The 15861-nt window shown below is 71.9% G+C and carries 17 protein-coding genes; 5 read left to right on the top strand and 12 right to left on the bottom strand.

Going from position 1 to position 15861, the window contains the following annotated elements:
* Positions 1-95: 95 nt before the first annotated feature.
* The 3 genes from ACFV61_RS10790 to ssuE all read right to left on the bottom strand — a co-directional run bounded on the left by ACFV61_RS10790 (position 96) and on the right by ssuE (position 4358).
* Positions 96-2663, bottom strand: a complete 2568-nt coding sequence (locus ACFV61_RS10790; protein ID WP_380491153.1) for an ABC transporter permease — start codon at positions 2661-2663, stop codon at positions 96-98.
* Between the two features lie 18 nt (positions 2664-2681).
* Positions 2682-3470 carry an ABC transporter ATP-binding protein gene (locus ACFV61_RS10785; RefSeq protein ID WP_380491150.1) on the bottom strand — a complete coding sequence of 263 codons (789 nt, stop codon included), beginning with the start codon at positions 3468-3470 and terminating at the stop codon, positions 2682-2684.
* A 333-nt stretch (positions 3471-3803) separates the two neighbouring features.
* Positions 3804-4358, bottom strand: coding sequence for an NADPH-dependent FMN reductase (gene ssuE / locus ACFV61_RS10780; RefSeq protein WP_063349116.1), 555 nt, complete (start codon positions 4356-4358; stop codon positions 3804-3806).
* Between the two features lie 968 nt (positions 4359-5326).
* On the opposite strand from ssuE, the gene ACFV61_RS10775 reads away from it, so the two are divergent.
* Together ACFV61_RS10775 and ACFV61_RS10770 are read left to right on the top strand one after the other, a co-directional pair.
* Entirely contained in the window at positions 5327-6259 is a 933-nt protein-coding gene (locus tag ACFV61_RS10775; RefSeq protein WP_244293658.1) for an LCP family protein, read from the top strand.
* 41 nt (positions 6260-6300) lie between these two features.
* Positions 6301-6753 (top strand): hypothetical protein, encoded by a 453-nt coding sequence (locus ACFV61_RS10770; RefSeq protein WP_063349114.1) that lies wholly within the window; start codon positions 6301-6303, stop codon positions 6751-6753.
* A gap of 34 nt (positions 6754-6787) precedes the next feature.
* On the opposite strand, the gene ACFV61_RS10765 is transcribed toward ACFV61_RS10770, so the two are convergent.
* From ACFV61_RS10765 to ACFV61_RS10755, 3 genes are all read right to left on the bottom strand, one after another.
* Positions 6788-7345 carry a hypothetical protein gene (locus ACFV61_RS10765; protein ID WP_380491147.1) on the bottom strand — a complete coding sequence of 186 codons (558 nt, stop codon included), beginning with the start codon at positions 7343-7345 and terminating at the stop codon, positions 6788-6790.
* A 247-nt stretch (positions 7346-7592) separates the two neighbouring features.
* On the bottom strand, positions 7593-8063 hold the full coding sequence (locus tag ACFV61_RS10760) for an NUDIX domain-containing protein (RefSeq protein ID WP_063349112.1): 471 nt from the start codon (positions 8061-8063) through the stop codon (positions 7593-7595).
* 4 nt (positions 8064-8067) lie between these two features.
* Positions 8068-8811 (bottom strand): XRE family transcriptional regulator, encoded by a 744-nt coding sequence (locus tag ACFV61_RS10755; protein ID WP_380343694.1) that lies wholly within the window; start codon positions 8809-8811, stop codon positions 8068-8070.
* Positions 8812-9033: 222 nt separating this feature from the next.
* Here ACFV61_RS10755 and ACFV61_RS10750 point away from each other — a divergent pair, with 222 nt between their 5' ends.
* Entirely contained in the window at positions 9034-9186 is a 153-nt protein-coding gene (locus tag ACFV61_RS10750; RefSeq protein ID WP_167745869.1) for a hypothetical protein, read from the top strand.
* A 12-nt stretch (positions 9187-9198) separates the two neighbouring features.
* A complete protein-coding gene (locus ACFV61_RS10745) occupies positions 9199-10371 on the top strand; it encodes a protein-L-isoaspartate(D-aspartate) O-methyltransferase (RefSeq protein ID WP_167745868.1) in 1173 nt (390 codons plus the stop codon).
* A 125-nt stretch (positions 10372-10496) separates the two neighbouring features.
* Here ACFV61_RS10745 and ACFV61_RS10740 read toward each other — a convergent pair whose 3' ends face one another.
* The gene (locus ACFV61_RS10740) at positions 10497-10991 is read right to left on the bottom strand and encodes a peptidylprolyl isomerase (protein ID WP_063349110.1); all 495 of its coding nucleotides are present in this window, start codon (positions 10989-10991) and stop codon (positions 10497-10499) included.
* A 148-nt stretch (positions 10992-11139) separates the two neighbouring features.
* On the opposite strand from ACFV61_RS10740, the gene ACFV61_RS10735 reads away from it, so the two are divergent.
* Positions 11140-11532 (top strand): MerR family transcriptional regulator, encoded by a 393-nt coding sequence (locus ACFV61_RS10735; RefSeq protein ID WP_380491145.1) that lies wholly within the window; start codon positions 11140-11142, stop codon positions 11530-11532.
* A gap of 32 nt (positions 11533-11564) precedes the next feature.
* Here the strand turns inward: ACFV61_RS10735 and ACFV61_RS10730 are convergent, their stop codons facing one another.
* The 5 genes from ACFV61_RS10730 to ACFV61_RS10710 all read right to left on the bottom strand — a co-directional run.
* Positions 11565-12014, bottom strand: coding sequence for a MarR family winged helix-turn-helix transcriptional regulator (locus tag ACFV61_RS10730; RefSeq protein WP_063349108.1), 450 nt, complete (start codon positions 12012-12014; stop codon positions 11565-11567).
* A gap of 75 nt (positions 12015-12089) precedes the next feature.
* Positions 12090-13682 (bottom strand): alpha/beta hydrolase, encoded by a 1593-nt coding sequence (locus ACFV61_RS10725; RefSeq protein ID WP_380491143.1) that lies wholly within the window; start codon positions 13680-13682, stop codon positions 12090-12092.
* Between the two features lie 133 nt (positions 13683-13815).
* Positions 13816-14484 (bottom strand): class I SAM-dependent DNA methyltransferase, encoded by a 669-nt coding sequence (locus ACFV61_RS10720; protein WP_380428523.1) that lies wholly within the window; start codon positions 14482-14484, stop codon positions 13816-13818.
* Positions 14485-14514: 30 nt separating this feature from the next.
* Positions 14515-14997, bottom strand: a complete 483-nt coding sequence (locus ACFV61_RS10715) for a GNAT family N-acetyltransferase (RefSeq protein WP_380491140.1) — start codon at positions 14995-14997, stop codon at positions 14515-14517.
* A gap of 117 nt (positions 14998-15114) precedes the next feature.
* Positions 15115-15861 (bottom strand): acyl-CoA dehydrogenase family protein (locus ACFV61_RS10710; protein WP_380429004.1); only part of this gene is annotated, 747 nt, incomplete at its 5' end.

Raw genomic sequence — 15861 nt, 5'->3', positions numbered from 1 at the left:
CGGCCCCCCACCGCCGGGTCCTGCGGCCCTCGCCGCCCGCGCCGCCCGGTCAGTCCGTCGCGATGGCCGCGGTCGAACCGTCGCGACGGCCCCGGTCAGTCCGTCGCGATGGCCGCGAGGACGTTCATCCGCCCGGCCCGGAAGGCCGGGACGAGGGCGGCGACCAGTCCGATCACCACCGAGGCGACCAGCGTCACCGCGAGCGTGGTGGTCGGGACGGAGAGCGTGGCCAGGCCCTGGTCGCGCAGCACCCGCTGGGCGGTGACGCCCCAGGCCAGCCCGAGCCCGGTGCCCAGGACCGCGCCGAACACCGAGATCACCACGGCCTCCAGCCGGATCATCCGGCGCAGCTGGCGGCGGGAGAGCCCGATCGCCCGCAGCAGGCCGATCTCCCTGGTCCGCTCGACCACCGACAGCGCCAGGGTGTTGACCACCCCGAGCACGGCGACCGTGATGGAGAGGCCGACCAGGCCGTAGATCAGGTAGAGCAGGGTGTTGACCTGGGACTGCACGACCTCCTTGTAGCCGGCCTGGTCCTTGATGGTCAGCTGCGGGTACTCCTTGAGCGCGCCCTCCAGGGCGGTCAGCGTCTTCGCGACGTCGGCTCCGGAGGAGGCCTTGGCGAAGAACGTCCAGACCGGCGGCTGCTCGTCGGCGGGCACGGCCCTGGCCATGGTGTCGAAGTCGACGAAGGAACCGTCGCCGAACAGCGAGCCCTTCGCGAACACGGCGCCCACCGGCAGCACCTGGGTGCGGCCCTTGCCGTAGGCGACGGTCACCTGGTCGCCGACCTTCAGGCCGTGGTCCTTCGCGAAGGCCTCACCGATCCCCAGCTCGCCCCGCCCGATCGCGTCCACCGAACCGGCGGTGACCGGGAGGTGGAAGTCGGTGCCGAAGAAGGCGGGCGGCGCGGCGGTGAGGTTGGTCTTCGCGCTCCGGCCGTCCGGCAGCTGGAGCTTGGGGTTGAAGAACTTCTGGGTGGTGACGTGGTCGATGCCCGGGATCCGGCGGACGGCGTCCAGCATCTCGGGGGTGATCGAGGTGCGGCCGCCCTGGACGATGTAGTCCGCGCCCACCGACCGGTCGATCTGCGCGTTGGCCGAGGTGACCGTCGAGGCGCTGAACACCGAGGAGCCGATCACCAGCGCCAGTCCGATCATCAGCGCGGCGGCGGTGGCCCCGGTGCGACGCGGGTTGCGCATCGCGTTGCGCTGGGCGAGCCGGCCGGACGGGCCGAACAGCGCCGGCAGCAGCGCGCCCAGCACCCGCACCACGGCGGTGGCCAGCAGCGGGCCGAGCACCACGAAGCCGATCAGGGTGAGCAGCACGCCGAGACCCAGGTACTGGCCGCCGGTGGCCGCCTTCTGCGCCTGCGCGGCCAGCACCAGCAGACCGCCGCCGCCCGCCGTCAGGACGAGGCCGACGACCGTGCGGACCAGGTTGGCACGGCCCTCGGCCGGCGTGCCGTGGTCGCGCAGGGCGGCCATCGGCGCGATCCGGCTCGCCCTGCGGGCCGGGACCCAGGCCGCCACCAGGGTCACCACGATGCCCAGGGCGTACCCGGCGAGGAACACCGTCGGACCGATCTTCAGGTCGCCCGCGTCGAGCTTCATGCCGATCGCGTTCATCAGCTTGATCAGGCCGACCGCGATGCCCAGACCGGCCGCGACCCCGAGGGTCGAGCCGAGCACGCCGAGGATCAGCGCCTCGACCAGGACCGAGCGGTTCACCTGCCGGCGGCTGCCGCCGATGGCGCGCAGCAGGCCGATCTCCCGGGTGCGCTGGGCGACCAGCATCGAGAAGGTGTTGATGATCAGGAAGCAGCCGACGAACGCCGAGATGAGCGAGAAGCCGAGCATCGCGTTCTTCATGAAGCCGAGGCCGCTGCCGATGCTCTTGGTGTTCTCGTCCTTCTGCTCGGCCGCGGTCTTGACCTGGTAGCCGGCGCCCAGCTCGGCCAGGGCGTCGGCCTTGAGCCGGTCGTTGCCGCGGCTGCCGTCGCCGAACGCCTCGACCGAGGTGTACGCCTGCTCGCCGAGCAGCACCTGCTGGGCGGTCGGGGTGTCCAGGAAGGCCAGCGCCGCACCGGGGTTGGTGGTGGTGAAGGAGGCGATGCCGGAGATCGTGAACTCGTGCCGGCCGCTGGCGTTGTCGACCCGGAGCTTGGCGCCGAGGCCGAGCCCGGCCTTCTTCGCGGTGTCCGCGTCCAGCACCAACTCGCCCGCGTTCCGCGGGACGTGGCCCTGGGTGAGGCGCACCGCGCTGCGCGGGGTCTCGGTCCAGTTGCCGACCAGGGTCGGCGCACCGGAGGTCGGGCCGACCAGCTTGTTGGTGGCCGGGTCGACCAGGGTCGCGTTCTCGACCATGACCTGGCCGACCGCCGACTTCACCCCCGGCACCGCGGCGAGCTGCTGTGCGGCCGCCACCGGGACGGTCCGCGGCTTGTCTGAGGCCTGCTGGTCGTCGTCCTCGGCCGGCTTGGGCGGCTGCACGGAGACGTCGGAGGCGGTCGCGGCGAACAGCTTGTCGAAGGTGCTGGTCGCGGTGTCGGAGAAGACCAGGGTGCCGGAGACGAACGCGACCGACAGCATCACGGCGATCAGGGAGAGCACCATGCGGCCCTTGTGGGCGAAGAAGCTCCGCAGAGCGGTCTTGAGCAGCATCTGTCCCGTCCCGCCCGCTCAGCTGGTCCGCTTGCCGTCGAAACGGCGCATGCGTTCGAGGACGGAGTCGGCGGTGGGCGCGTGCATCTCGTCGACGATCACGCCGTCGGCGAGGAAGAGCACGCGGTCCGCGTAGCCCGCGGCGACCGGGTCGTGGGTCACCATCACGATGGTCTGGCCCAGTTCGTCGACCGAGCGGCGCAGGAAGGTGAGCACCTCGGCGCCGGCCCGGGAGTCCAGGTTGCCGGTGGGCTCGTCGCCGAAGATGATCTCGGGCCGGGCGGCCAGCGCCCGGGCCACCGCGACGCGCTGCTGCTGACCGCCGGAGAGCTGCGCCGGGCGGTGCTTGAGCCGGCCGGCCAGGCCGACGGTCTCCACCACCTGGTCCAGCCAGGCCTGGTCCGGCCGGCGGCCGGCGATGTCCATCGGCAGCGTGATGTTCTCCAGCGCGGACAGCGTCGGGAGCAGGTTGAACGCCTGGAAGATGAAGCCGATCTTGTCCCGGCGCAGCCTGGTCAGCTGCTTGTCCTTGAGGCCGGTGATCTCGGTGTCGCCGATCCAGATCCGCCCGGCGCTGACCGTGTCCAGGCCGGCCAGGCAGTGCATCAGGGTCGACTTCCCGGAGCCCGACGGGCCCATGATCGCGGTGAAGCGGCCGCGCTGGATGTCGACGTCCACCGCGTCGAGCGCGGTGACCCTGGTCTCGCCCGCGCCGTACGCCTTGCTGACCTGGCGGGCCGCGGCGGCGACGGCGGGCGCGCCGTCGGGAAGCTGGGGGTCGTACACGGCTGTGGCTGCCGTCGTCACTGGAGTCTCCTAAGAAGTGGGCCCGACCGTCGACCCCGGCCGGCCCCTCCGTGCGCGGGCATGCCGCAGGACGCGGGCATGGCGCAGGAAGGGTCGTCGACCGGGAGTTGACCCCACCCACCGGGCCCGGCGGGCGCCGGCTCCCGGGAGAACCTCGCCCCTCGTCGGCACGAGCGGGGACGTCCACAACGTTATGAGCAACGGCGGGCACGCTCGTCATCCGCCGGAATGAAGCCGCCCAACCAAGGATCTACGGGGCGCGGCGCCCCTCCCCCTAAGGGGTGCCGCGGCCCGTCTCGGGGACGCCCCGTACGGGGTCCGGGCCCCGGTTCCTCAGCCGGTCAGCGCCGGTGCGGCCAGCCGCTCCAAGGCCTGCGCGAAACCCTCCACGACCGGGGCCAGCAGGGTGTCGGTCTCGCGCTCGACCAGGGTCGTCCCGTCCTCCCTGGTGGTGATGTGGCGGTCGAGCACGAACCAGCCCTGGGTGATGTGGCCGGCGCCCATCGAGCTGAGCACCGGGCGCAGCGCGTAGTCCACCGCCAGCACGTGCGCGGGCGAGCCGCCGGTGGCCAGCGGCAGGACGGCCTTGCCGGCCAGCGCGTACTGCGGGAGCACGTCCAGCAGGGCCTTCAACAGGCCCGAGTAGGCGGCCTTGTAGACGGGGGTGCCGATCACGACGCCGTCCGCCCGGGCGAACAGCTCGGTCACGGCGACGATCTCCGGGTGGTCGAAGTCGCCCGACAGCAGCGCGTGCGCGGGCAGGCTGCGCGCCTCGAACGGGACGACGTGGTGGCCGCGGGCCTCCAGCCCGGCGTCGACATGGCGCAGCAGGCGGGTGGTGCGGGAGGTCGCGGACGGGGAGCCGGAAACGGACAGGACGGTGGCCATGGGGTTCACCTTTGGCTGGAGGCGGGGGCGGCGCGACGCGGCGCAGGAGGACCGCTGCGGGTCGGAGCCCGGGAAGGTGTTTCGACGTGCTCGACGCGTTCGACTTACTTCGACGTGCTCGACGCGTTCGACGCGTTCGGGGTGAGGTGCTCGGCGCGGGTGGGGGTGACGCCGAGGTGGTCCGGTGGGCGCGCTTCAGCCGCGACAGAGCGAACAGGCCACACCACGCCGCAGGTCGACGTGCCGCCGACGCGTGAGTGCCCAACGCTGATCCATACCCGAAATGCAAACACGCTGCGTTCGAACCGGTCAAGAATCGTTTCGCCAGTTGAACGGCGGGTGACGTGACGTGTGGTGACCGGGCTCACGTCGACCCGGCGCCCATCCCACCCAGCCCCGTCCCACCCCACCGTCGTACGGCCGCGCGGAAGTTGCGGCGGAACGATCCGACCCGTGCATCAAAACTGCTACAAGCGACCTGGTGAGTACCCCGGGGGGAGTCAGCACGAGCGGGGTCGGGCATCCTCGACGACATGAACACGTGGCAGGAGGGCCGCCCGGGAGGCGGCGGGAACCCGTACCGAGACGGGAACCCGTATGGGGGCGGCGGCAACGGCGGCGCGTACGGGCGCGGCGGGGGCGGCGGGGCGGCCGAGCCGCCGCTGCCGTCGTCGATGAACCCGCGCGGGCCGGGTGCGCCCGCGCCACGACAGCCGGAGCCGTCCCGGCTCGGCGGCGTCCCGCCGCAGGGTCCGGGCGGGCAGCCCGGCGGCCGCCCCGGGGGGCCTGGTGGGCCTGGGGGCCCCGGTGGTCCTGGTGGTCCTGGTGGTCCTAACGGCCCCGGGGGTCCCGGACGGCCGGGTGGGCCCGGGGGCCCGGGCGGCGCCCAGCCGGGCGGTATACAGACCAAGCGGTGGCCGCGGCGCCGGATCGTCAAGTGGTCGGTCTTCGGCCTCCTGATCGCCGTCATGGTCACCGCCGTCTCGACCTGGTTCTGGGCCGACTCCAAGCTCAACCACGAGAACGTGCTCGCCGACTACCCCGGCCGCCCGCCGGCCGGCAAGGGCACCAACTGGCTGATCGTCGGCTCCGACAGCCGCCAGGGCCTCACCGACTCGGAACAGGACGACCTGCACACCGGTCACGACACCGAGGGCAAGCGCAGCGACTCGATGATGGTCCTGCACGTCGGGGACAACGGAAACACCCTGATGAGCATCCCGCGCGACTCCTGGGTGCCGATCCCCGAGTACAAGAGCAGCAGCGGCAAGACCCTCAAGGGCACCACCTCGAAGATCAACTCGGCCTTCGGCAACGGCGGCGGCCGCCTCCTCGTCCAGACCGTCGAGCTGAACACCGGCATCCGCATCGACCACTACGCCGAGATCGGCTTCGCCGGCTTCGTCGGCATCGTCGACTCCATCGGCGGCGTCGAGATGCACATCGACCAGGACCTCAAGGACAAGGACTCCGGTCTCGACCTCAAGGCCGGCGACCAGACCCTCAACGGCAAGCAGGCCCTCGCCTTCGTCCGCCAGCGCCACCAGATGGCCGACCAGGACCTCGGCCGGATGCGCAACCAGCAGAAGTTCCTCGGCGCCCTCGCCCACCAGGCCGCCTCCCCCGGCACCGTGCTGAACCCGTTCACCTTCTACCCGCTGGTCGACTCCGCCCTCGGCACCCTCATCGTCGACGACGACGCCGGCCTCACCGACCTCGGCTCGCTCTTCCTCGCCATGAAGGACGTCAACGGCGGCGGCGGCAAGACCCTGACCGTACCGATCGGCAACCCGGACTACCGGACCAAGACCGGGGAGTCGGCGGTGCTGTGGGACGCCGCCAAGTCCAAGCAGGTCTTCGACGCCTTCAAGAACGACACCGCGGTACCGGACATCAAGTAACCCCTTGTGACGCGAAGTAGCCGCGCCGCCACAATGGGTGGATGTCACTCGTCACCGCGCTCGTCTACCGCCGCCGCCACCGCCTCCTGGGCCGCCTGGTCCAGGAGGCGCTCGCGCTCTACGGCATGGAGGTGCCCGCCGCCTGCGAGATCGGGCCCGGGCTCGTCGTGTTCCACCGCGGCTTCGGCACGGTGCTCCACCCGTACACCACCCTCGGCGCCGGCGTGACGCTCTACAACGGGGTCACCATCGGCCGGGCCGACCCGTGGGTGCCGCAGGAGCGGAGCGCCATGCGGCGGGTGGTGGTCCAGGACGGCGCGGTGCTGTGCGCGGGCGCCAAAGTGGTGTGCAAGGAGGGCGTGCTCACCGTCGGCGCCGGCACCGTCATCGGCGCCAACGCCGTGCTCACCCGCTCCACCGGGCCCGGCGAGATCTGGGCCGGCGCCCCCGCCCGCAAGGTCGGCCTGCGGGACGGGGCCCGGACGGCGGCCTGACCAGCCGACGGGAGCAGGCCCGTACCGCAGTCGCCTAACCCGCCTGCGGGAGCAGGCCGGTGCCGCACTCGGGGAAGCGGACCAGCCACTCCCCCTCGCCGCCGACGGCCTCGGTGGCGCCCGCGTAGCCGTAGTGGATCAGCCGCCCCTCGCCGCCCGCCAGCCAGCGGGCGCCGGTCAGGTGCACGGTCAGGGCCGCCGGGCGGTGCGGATCGGGCCGCTCCAGCACCAGTTCGTGCTCGGCCTCGCCCGGCCGGAAGGCCACCGCGGTCTCCGTGGTCGGCCGGCGCGGGCTGCCGCCCTCCCGGTACGTCCAGTACGCGGCCACCGTCACCGTGAGCGCGCCGTCCACCCCGCCGGTGCCCGGCCGCACGTACTCCTCGTCCGGCACCCAGCGCGAGTGGTGGCGGATCTCCTCCGGCCCCCAGCGCTCGTCCCAGCGCACCCAGTAGCCCGCCACCCGCTTGACCGTCATGACCTCGCAGGCGACCCGCACCGCGATCCGCGCCGGATTGACCGGCTCGCACGAGGCGAGCGAGACCACCGTCACCTGCTCGTACGTCACCGCGCCGTCGTCGGCGTCCTGTTCCATCGGTGAACCACCTTGCCGGAGTGTCGAGTTCGCCGCGGCTCCGACCGCGCACGGAGAGCCTAGAGCGACCGCGCCGGCGCACGCAGTGATTGCCCGGTTCCGGCCCGCCCGCCCACCCACCCACCCGGCTACCCTGCCCCCGCACTCCGGAAGCCGGTCGAGGCCGAAGTGGTCCAGCTAGGGCACCAGCGCCTCGGGGCCGGTGAACCGCCGCTCGGTGCGGGCGCCGTCCGGCGCCTCGGCAGACCTAGCCGAGGTAGGGAATCGCCCTGTTCGCCAGGAAGTGCTGAAGCCGGAGGCGCTGAGTGTGGTGCATCGGCAGCCCTTCGATGTCGCCCGGCGCCACGAACCGGACGTCCGTGGACTCATCCGAGATCCGCAGTTCCCCGCCCGTGATGCGCGCGGTGAAGCAGACGTTGAACTGCTGCCGGACTTCGCCGTCCGAGTAGGCGATCACGTGCCGGGGGTCGGTGTACGTGCCAACCAGCCCGGTGATCTCGACGTCAAAGCCGGTCTCCTCGCGGACCTCCCGAACGGCCGTGCCCGGGAGCGACTCACCAAGGTCCATCGTTCCACCCGGTAACGCGTACAGCCCGTTGTCGGTGCGTCGTTGGAGGAGGATGCGCCCTTCGTCGTCCGTCACCACGGCGGACGCTGCCACTACCAGCCGATTCGGTTTGGGCGCGTCGGGATCGTCGTAGAACTCGGTCCGTGCCACGTGATCAGCTCTCCTCAACCGGTCGGGCGGTGCTCCACACTGCGTCGAAGCTCGCAGCATAGGTGTCGAACAGCGTCCCCAACCCGGTCCGGCGCAGGTGCCACACCGGGGCTCCGAAGGCGTTGACTCCCCACACATGCGCGTTCACCAGCACCTGGTCGTCCGCCCGGTAGAGGCTGTTGTACAGCGTGGTTCCGTGGGTGCGGATCTCGATCCCCGGCGTGCCGAGCAGCGGGCGGTAGTGCAGGAGGGCAAGCCGGCATCGGGACTCGATACCGTGACCGAACTTCTCCTCCTCTCCGCGCCGACTGACGTTCCCGCTGTCGGCGTCGCCGAGTGCGATCCGAACCGCGCAACCATCGGCAGCGCGTTCCCGAAGCAGATCGTTCAGCCGGGGGTACGCCTCGTGGAGGAAGACAGCAGCGTAGACAAGCACGTCAATGCGTTCGGCGGCCTGCCCGAGCAGGCTCACGAAGACGGATACCGGCAGGTCGGCGCGCTGTTCGTAGAGCGCCACCAGTTCAGGGCTCATCGCCCTTGCGGCACGTGGCTGCCGCAGACTCGGCCACAGTGCGAACATGTCTTCCCCCAGCGCTTCGGCCGCCAGACGGGCCGTCGCCAACCTGGGCGTCCGGTTCTGATTGGCCCATCGCTCAACCGACTTGATGTCCACGCCGACCTTGCCCGCCAGAGCGGCGCACGTCCAACCAGCCGACGTCATAACGGCTTTCAGCCTCTCGTTCGGCATCTCGCCTGCCTCCCCGCATAGCCGGACTCCTACAGGGACGTTGTACCGCGTGGGGGACGTTCTGAAGTGTCCCTTCCACGAGGTTCCACCGTCCTGGGGTGTTGTCAGATCTTGGTGACAGTTCGGAATCCGGGGAAGCAACAGCCGGAACGGGCCCGCAACGCGCATGACAGGAAGAGGGAACCCCATTCTTCCTGACCGACAACACGATCGGGGAAGCACATGCCCACGTTCGGCGACAACGGGAAGCACAGCGGCGGCCAGGGAGACGGAAAGGGCGGCGGCCAGCAGGACGACAGCAGCAGCGGCAACAAGCACGGTGGCGGCGGCAGCGACGAGGGCGGAAACACGTCCGACGGCCGAGGCCCGGCGTAGGGTCGCCAACCAGTGATCGAGAAGCACGAAGCGAAGGCCGGTCGGACCCGGCTGGCCTCCGCGCTCATCGCGAACGGGTCCCTCACTTCGGACTGGTTGGCGCCCTACAACGACGTTCCCCGCCATTGGTTCGTGCCGGACGTCGTTTGGCCGGGCCGGGCAGACGGCGTGCGCCAGGGTGAGGCCGTGCACCGGTTCGCCGACCCTGCGAAGTGGTGGAACGCCGTCTACTCGGACGTTCCGCTGACGACGCAGTGGGACGACGGCGACCACACCGGAGCCGACCGGGGTGTCATGCCGACGTCATCCAACTCCATGCCCACCATGGTGTTCTCCATGCTCGCCGCCCTGGAGGTGGAGGACGGAAACCGAGTGTTGGAGGTCGGCACCGGAACTGGGTGGAATGCAGCACTCCTGTCTCACCGGCTCGGTTCGGACAACGTCGTCACGGTGGAGGTGGACAAGACCAGCGCCGGCGACGCGCGGTGTCGTCTCTCGCGAGCCGAGTACTACCCGACGTCCGTCGTCGGCGACGGGGTCGAGGGATATGCCACGGGCGCTCCGTACGACCGGGTCATCGCCACCTGCTCCGTCGGCCGGGTACCGCACGCCTGGGTGAACCAGGTCCGACCTGGCGGGGTGATCGTCGCCCCGTGGGGACCGGAGTACGGCGGGGAAGCCGTGGTACGGCTCAAGGTCAGCGCCGACGGCACGGCGCACGGCCGGTTCGTCGGGTCGTCCGCCTTCATGCGGCTGCGTCGGCAGCGCGCCTCCCGGCCGAACAGCCTGGAGTACCTGTCCGGGCCATGGCCGGCGGACGGGACCGAGTCGACTACAGGTGTCTCCCCGGACGACGTTGGCAGTTGGCTGGCCATGTTCGCCGTCGGGGTGCAGGTGCCCGGGGTGTTCCCGCTGGTTGAGCGGTACGCCGATGGCACGTACACGTTGTGGCTGCACGACACGGCCATCACGTCGTGGGCCACCGTCGACTGGGAGCCTGGCCGGCACGACTACGAGGTGGTGCAGTCGGGCCCCCGGAGCCTCTGGGACGAGGTGGAGGCAGCCTGGCACTGGTGGTGCCGCCACGATCGACCCGGCTTCGACCGCTTCGGCCTCACCGTCACACCCGGTAGTCACACTGTGTGGCTCGACAGCCCAGAGAATCCGATACCGCTCCGAGGCTGACCGCCGTCCCGCCCGCCTCAAGCCCGGAACCGTACCGAAAACTGCCACCGCCCCGGGGTGGGAAGTCGACTGATCAGACTTCCGCGGCCGGGGCGGTGTGCGGTTTCGAACTGGTGAACCGGTGACTACTCGACGATGCCGGACTTGGCGATGGTGACCTTCGCCGAGGTGCGGCCGCTCTGCGAGCCGAGCTTCTCGACCGCCGTCACGACGTCCATGCCCTCGACGACCTCGCCGAAGACGACGTGCTTGCCGTCCAGCCAGTCGGTGACGATGGTGGTGATGAAGAACTGCGAGCCGTTGGTGTTGCGGCCGGCGTTGGCCATCGACAGCAGGCCCGGGCGGGTGTGCTTGGCCTGGAAGTTCTCGTCGGCGAACTTCTCGCCGTAGATGCTCTTGCCGCCGGTGCCGTTGTGGTTGGTGAAGTCACCGCCCTGCAGCATGAACTGCGGGATCACGCGGTGGAAGCCGGAGCCCTCGTAGCCGAAGCCGTTCTGGCCGGTCGCGAGCTCGCGGAAGTTGCGGGCGGTCTTGGGGACGACGTCGTCGTACAGCTTGAAGACGATGCGGCCCGACGGAACGCCGTCGATCTCGATGTCGAAGAAAACGTTGGAAGCCATGCAGGGATCATGGCACGACCCGTCGGCCGACGCGCGTCACCCCCGGCACGGCGCCGGGTGGCGGTCCCGTGTTATCCGGCCGGTGCGAGGGCCGTGGAAGCTAACATCGGCGTCAGGTTCAAGCGGTCACGGCGACGGGGTGGGCGGCATGCGGATCGGTGAACTGGCCCGGCGGACGGGCGTGAGCGAGCGCTCGCTGCGCTACTACGAGCAGCAGGGCCTGCTGGCCGCCCGGCGGACCGACGGCGGGCACCGGGAGTACCCGGAGCCGGCGGTGGACCGGGTCGTGCTGATCCAGGAACTGTTCGCGGCCGGGCTGCACAGCCGCACGATCTACAAGATCCTCCCCTGCATGCGCGACTCCGACGGCGGCCCGAACGAGGTCGCCACCCCGCTGCTGGTCGAGGAGCTGGCCTCCGAACGGGACCGGATCGACCGGATGGTCACCGACCTGCTCCGCTCCCGCGAGGTGCTGGACGAGGTGATCGCGACCGCCTCCGGCCGGCCGCGGGCCGAGGCGGCGGAGGCCGACCCGGTGTAGCCGACCCGGTGTAGCGGCCCGGGGCCCGGGGCTCAGGCCTTCAGCTTTCGCCAGACCGCCTCCAGGGCCGCGATGTCGCCCTCGTCGAGCCGGTCGGTGAAGACCGGCGCGAGGACGGCCCGCCGGGTGGCGTCGGCCTCGGCGAAGGCGGCGCGGCCCTGCCCGGTCAGTTCGATCCGCACCGACCGGGCGTCGGAGGCGGAGGGCGTGCGGGCCACCAGGCCGCGTGCGGCCAGGGCGTCGACCACCCGGGAGACCTGGCTGCGGCTGAGCATCGTCTTCGCGCCCAGGTCGGAGGCGGCGACCGGCTCCTGCTGCCCGTTGAGCCAGAGCATCACCTCGAACCAGGACAGCGACAGCCCGTGCACCCGGGTGAGCTCGCGGTCCACCTGGGCGGCGAGGGTGGTGCCGGCCCAGACCAGGCCGTAGAAGGCGTGGTCCCGCTCGGACAGCGGGCCCAGGGAGAGGTCGGCACGGTTCATGACGTTCATCGTACCGAGGTGCGTGCGCGTGCACGGATTCCGCGCACGCGCACGACCAGGGCGGCCGGGCAGGACCTAGAACGCCTGGTGGTCCGGCTCGCAGACCGTGCCGGGCGGCGGGAGCTCACCGCTGACCAGGTACCGCTGCTCGCGGTCCCAGGCGCAGGCGCTCGGGTTGCCCAGCGCCGTGTGGCCGTAGCCGTGGACGGTCAGCAGGCGGCCGCGGGCGAGGGTGTCGGCCAGCGCGCGGGAGCCTTCGTAGGGCCAGGCCGGGTCGCCGGTGAGGGCCACGACCAGGATCGGCGCGGAGGTCGGCCGGTTCCACGGGCCGGTGTAGCGGTCCCGGGCGGCCTCGGCCGGCCAGGCGGCGCAGCGCTGGTTCTGCCAGACCAGGTACGGGCCGGTGGCGCCCGCACGGGCCCGGGCGAGGGCGGACAGCGCCGGGTAGGTGGTGTCGGCGGCCGGGTCGGCACCGGAGGCGGGCGGGTTGACGGTGTCGGCGCAGAGCGCCCCGAGGGTCTGCGCCTGCTTGGGCTGGCCGCCGGTCGGCAGCGGCGCCGAGGCGTCGGGGGCGGCGGTCCACAGCTGCTGGAGCAGTCCGCCCAGCGCCGGCCAGCCGGTGCCGGGGGCGTTCGGCACCGGGGTGGCGGCGTAGAGCATCGGCAGGACGGTGGAGGCGGTGGAGGCCTGGTCGAAGGTGACCGCCGCCGACGGGGTACCGAGCGTCACCGGCGTCCGGCCGAGCCGGTCGAGCAGTTCGGCGAACTTGGCGCGGGTGGCGTCCCGGTCCGCCGCCGCGAAAGCACAGGCGGTGGGGCCGGCGTCGGCGCACTGGTCGAGGAAGGCGTCCAGGGTGCGGGCGCCGGCGAGGTCGCTGCCGGTGCGCAGGAACGGCGGCAGGGCGCGCTGCTGCGGCGAGCGCCCGGTGGACCAGGCGACCGGGTCGGGGGCGCTGTCCAGCACCATCGCGCGCACCCGGGTCGGGAAGAGGTTGGCGTAGGTGGTGCCCAGGTAGCTGCCGTACGAGGTACCGAGGTAGCTCAGCCGGCGGTCGCCTACGGCGGCGCGCAGCAGGTCCAGGTCACGGGCCGTGTCGGCGGTGGACAGGTGGGCGAGCAGGCCGGTCCGCTCGTTGTCGGCGCACTGGCGGCCGAAGCGCGCGTACGTCGTCGCCCAGGCCGACTCCTGGGCGGCGCCGACCGGGTAGCCGGCCGGCAGCCCGGCGAGCAGGCCCTGCTCGGCCGCCGCGTCCGGGAAGCACTGCGGCAGGGTGGAGTCGCCGACGCCGCGCGGGTCGAAGCCGACCAGGTCGAACCGCTCCCGCACCTGCGCCGGGAGCATCCCGTACACGACGGGCAGCGCCTGGGTGCCGGGCACGCCCGGGCCGCCGGGGTTGAAGAACAGCGAGCCGATCCGGTGCGCCGGGTCGGTCGCGGGGTGCCGGATGACGGCCAGCTCGACGGTGCGCCCGGCCGGGTCGCGGTAGTCCATCGGCACCGTGGCGCGGGCGCAGTCGAAGTCCGGTACGCAGGACCGCCAGTCCAGCCGGGGCACCGGCGCCGCCGGGGCCGCCGCCGCCGAGGCGGCCGGGGCGAGACCGGCCAGCAGCAGCCCGGCGGCCGCGGCGGCACCGGTTCTGAGCGCGGAGGTGAGGCGGGGTCGGGGCATGGGGCAGGGCCTCCCGTTTCGGTGGACTGACGTGCAGTCACCAAGGTTCGGGGCAACCGCTGTCAGACCTCTCACACCCCACCGGAACCACTGTCATGCCGCTGTCACCACCGCCCCAGGCGACTCAGACGACTCAGGCGGGCTTGCGGGCCAGCAGGTAGGCCTGCGGGGTCGGCTGCACGCCCTCCTCCGGCTCGCGGAGCGTGCGGGAGGTGAGCCGCAAGCCGGCCGCGCGGACCAACTCCGCGATCCGGTCGGGCTGCTGGCGGCGGAAGTCCAGCGTCACCGGGTGGCCGAAGGGCTGGTCGATCCGCAGCGGCTCGTCCCCGACCTGGAAGGCGAGCAGCAGGTGGCCGCCCGGGGCGAGCACCCGCGCGAACTCGGCGAACACCTCCGGCAGGCGCTCCGCCGGGGTGTGGATGATCGAGTACCAGGCGACCGCGCCGGTCAACTCGCCGTCGCGCAGCGGGAGGTCGAACAGCGAACCCTCGGCGAAGTCCAGCCCGGGGTACGTCGCGCGGGCCAGCTCGACCATCCTCGGCGACAGGTCGATGCCGCGGACGTCGAGGCCGAGGCCGTGCAGGTGGTGCGTCACCCGGCCGGGGCCGCAGCCCAGTTCGGCCACCGGGCCGTCCGCGCGCCCGGTGCGGACCGACTCGGCGCGGACCAGATCGGCGAAGGCCGCGAGCACCGCCCGGGACAGCGGTTCGCCGGCCAGTTCGTCGCGGAAGCGGTCGGCGTAGTCGACGGCGATGGCGTCGTAGAACGACCTGGTCGTGGTGAGGAAGTCCGGCTCGGTCATGGTCCGGCACCCTACTCGTCACCGCCGGCTCTAGGACGTGGCCGGCTCCAGCTCCCGCTCCGCCACCGCCTGGTCGCCGCTCGTCTCGCCGGTCGGGCGGAAGCCCAGGCCGGTGTAGAAGGCGGCGGGGCCCTCCGGGCCGGGGACGTACGTGACGGTGGCGCGGGTGCCGCCGCGGCGGCGGATCTCGGCGCAGACCTGCTCGACGGCGAAGCGGCCGTAGCCGCCGCGCTGCTGCTCGGCGTCGACGAGCAGGCGCCAGAGGCCGGAGCGGGGGCGGTCGTCCGGCTGCTCGGGGTTGAACCTGATGTCGAAGAACGCCATCACGAAGCCGACCGGCCGTTCCCCGTCCATGATCAGCCGGGGCCAGGCGGTGTCCCCGTGGGCGTACGCCTCGGCCAGCGACGTCGCCACCGACGCGACCAGGGCCTCCTGGTCGGGGCGCACCTTCAGGGCGAGGGCGGCGTCGATGGTGTCGGGGGTGATCCGGGCCAGGCTCAGTGCGGAGGACATGGCGGGCAGCCTACGAAGCAGGGCCGCCCGCCGTCGCCCGCTTTTCGAGGCCGAAGCGCGGTCGAGGCCGAAGCGCGGTCGAGGCCGAGGCGCGGTCGGGGCCGAGGCGCCGTCCGGCTACGGCAGGTTGCGGGCCATGACGATGCGCTGGACCTGGTTGGTCCCCTCGTAGATCTGGGTGATCTTCGCGTCCCGCATCATCCGCTCCACCGGGTAGTCCCGCGTATACCCGTACCCGCCCAGCAACTGCACCGCGTCCGTCGTGATCTCCATCGCCGCATCCGACGCGTAGCACTTCGCCGCCGCCCCGAAGAACGTCAGATCCCCGTCCCCACGCTGCGACTTCGCCGCCGCCGCATACGTCAACTGCCGCGCCGCCTCCAGCTTCATCGCCATGTCCGCCAGCATGAACTGCACACCCTGGAACTCCGCGATCGCCTTCCCGAACTGCCGCCGCTCCTTCACATACCCCTTCGCGTAGTCCAACGCCCCCTGCGCGATCCCCACCGCCTGCGCCGCGATCGTCACCCGCGTGTGGTCCAACGTCCGCATCGCCGTCGCGAAACCCGTCCCCTCCGCACCGATCATCCGGTCCGCAGGAATCCGCACATTGTCGAAGTACACCTCACGCGTCGGCGAACCCTTGATCCCCAACTTCCTCTCCGGCGCACCGAACGACACCCCCTCGTCGCCCTTCTCCACCACGAACGCCGAAATCCCCTTCGAGCGCAGCTCCGGATCCGTCACCGCCATCACCGTGTAGAACTCCGAGACACCCGCGTTCGTGATCCAGCGCTTCACCCCGTTCAGCACCCAGAAGTCCCCGTCCCGCACCGCCCGGGTCCGCATCCCCGCCGCGTCCGA

Origin of the sequence: Kitasatospora sp. NPDC059817 (assembly GCF_042731835.1) — a bacterium.
In the GTDB taxonomy this organism is placed as follows: Bacteria; Actinomycetota; Actinomycetes; order Streptomycetales; family Streptomycetaceae; genus Kitasatospora.
This window is presented reverse-complemented; position numbering and strand designations above follow the sequence as displayed.